3 protein-coding genes are annotated in these 1989 nt (G+C 30.0%); all 3 read left to right on the plus strand.

The window, feature by feature from the left end; all coding sequences use genetic code 11:
- Positions 1-349: phage terminase large subunit family protein (locus tag LRB30_RS05740; protein WP_456264083.1), on the plus strand; the 349-nt coding region annotated here is incomplete at its 5' end.
- Between the two features lie 66 nt (positions 350-415).
- A complete protein-coding gene (locus LRB30_RS05745; protein ID WP_231020142.1) occupies positions 416-1645 on the plus strand; it encodes an anti-CBASS protein Acb1 family protein in 1230 nt (409 codons plus the stop codon).
- A gap of 16 nt (positions 1646-1661) precedes the next feature.
- Positions 1662-1989 (plus strand): DUF1357 family protein (locus tag LRB30_RS05750; protein WP_231020144.1); only part of this gene is annotated, 328 nt, incomplete at its 3' end.

Consider the following 1989-nt stretch of genomic DNA (forward strand, 5'->3'; position numbering starts at 1 on the left):
TGTACACACGCTGTACTTAGAGGATAGAGATAATACTAAAGGTGTTGGTGGATTAACCCGTGAATACATAATACTTAGGAGTAGTATGAGTCACAATTTTAGAATTGTGCCGGTTAAACCAAAATCTAATAAACTTAGTAGAATAACATCATTAATTACACCGTTTACTTACAAGAAACTTTACATTGCAAAATACAGTAGTTCTTCTGTATTTACTGATATTTACACCTATAAAGGTGATAACAAAACCCATGATGATGCACTTGATGCACTATCTGCTGCATATTTGATGTTGTCTTTAGGGTATAAAGAGAGAAGTGTTCACTTTGGCAAGCAAAGATTTTTGTAAATTTTGTTGACAAAAATATTAGTTTTTGCTATTATAAATAAAATTTAATAATGAAGAAGTAAAAAATTGTGTGATTTAAGAAAAGTAAAGCTAGCAGATAAAATAAGTTCATTAGAACTGTATAGATATTCAATTTTTTTTAGAAATTACATAGAAAATGTAGCAGAAGATTGTCTCAAAAATGGACTTATTCTTGAGAGTATTAGCCATAATGTTAGCAAGCTTGAACTTGCCGAACTAAAGGTGCAGCTTAAGAATGCTTTACTTAATTGTATTATAAGTTTCCGTTTTCATGGAATTGGTTATGTTTTAGTAAAAACCAAAGATTCTTTAGCATATCTTGAAGAACCAGTTAACATAGAGTTGCCTATTGGATTCGAATATCTTGATTATGAATCTGTAAGAGATTTGGGAGTTGACTTTGATTATATAACTTATAAAGTAAAATCTAATAATAATAATAGCAATTCTTACGACAACATAAAAATACACAAAAGCCGACTTATAATATATGAGAACTTTGATTTTATCCTAAAAAAATATGTCCCATGTTATACTGAAAGTTTTTTGCTAGATATTTATTTATTTGAAAAAATATACGTTGAAATAGAAAAGCGTATTGAAAATCACAATTTTTTGTTTTATAAGGATGAATCTTTAGTACAATTACAGGATGCACTTTCTAGTGCAACAACATCTTTGAGTGCACTTACGCAGAGTAATAATAATGGCAATAGAAGTAGTATTTTATCTTCTTTTTTGAGAAAACAAAATTCAAGCAATCATAATAAAGACATTTCTAATTTACGCAGTCTTAATGATTCATTGTCTCATGAACTCACTAGGCTTAAGAACAATCTTAATAATGAGGGTATGTTTTACACCGGAACTCCTAATGCTAGTTTAGAAGTTATTAAGTACGATCTCAGTTATTTAAAGGAGGCGTTATCACTGATTAAAGCAAAAATTGGTGCAGATACTAAAGAGCCTTTAACTAGAAGCTTCAATGAACAAGCTAAAGGTCTTGGAAATGATGGTAAGGGAGATAGGAGCAATTATTACGATTTTCTAAAAGGTGTACAAGAACAAGTTGAAAACTCTTGCAACTTGAAACTTATAAAGTATTTTGGCCTTGATATGAAGTTCAACTCACTGATTATATTAAGTGAGGATCAAAAAGTGGAAAGAGACATAAAGCTAATTGAGCTTTATAGTAAATACAACCAACTTATACAAAGTAGTTCCTTTAATAATAAGGAATTAGCTGTTTTAAAAGAAAAATTATTTTCATTTTGAGAAAAGGAGGTGAAAAGTGATTGAAAATGAAGAAAAAGAAAAGCTTGAAGCACAAGTTAAAGAAGAATCACAAATTCAATCTGATACTAGAGTTATAAGTGCGGGGGAATTTGAAGAGTACATGCGATTTAAAGAACAAGCAAGCAATAAACCCAAAGAAACAAGCCGAGATTTAAGCATAAATGAAAGAATCACAAAAGAACTTGCAGAAGTTGAAGAAAGGGAGCGTATTGAAAAGCAATTGTTACTAGAGGCAGATCGTATAAATGAAATTGATACACTTGCAAAAGCACATCTTAGTAATCATTTTAATAAGGAGGTGTTACTTGCAAAAGGATACACTT

Source organism: Borreliella americana (genome assembly GCF_021043605.1).
GTDB classification, from domain to species: domain Bacteria; phylum Spirochaetota; class Spirochaetia; order Borreliales; family Borreliaceae; genus Borreliella; species Borreliella americana.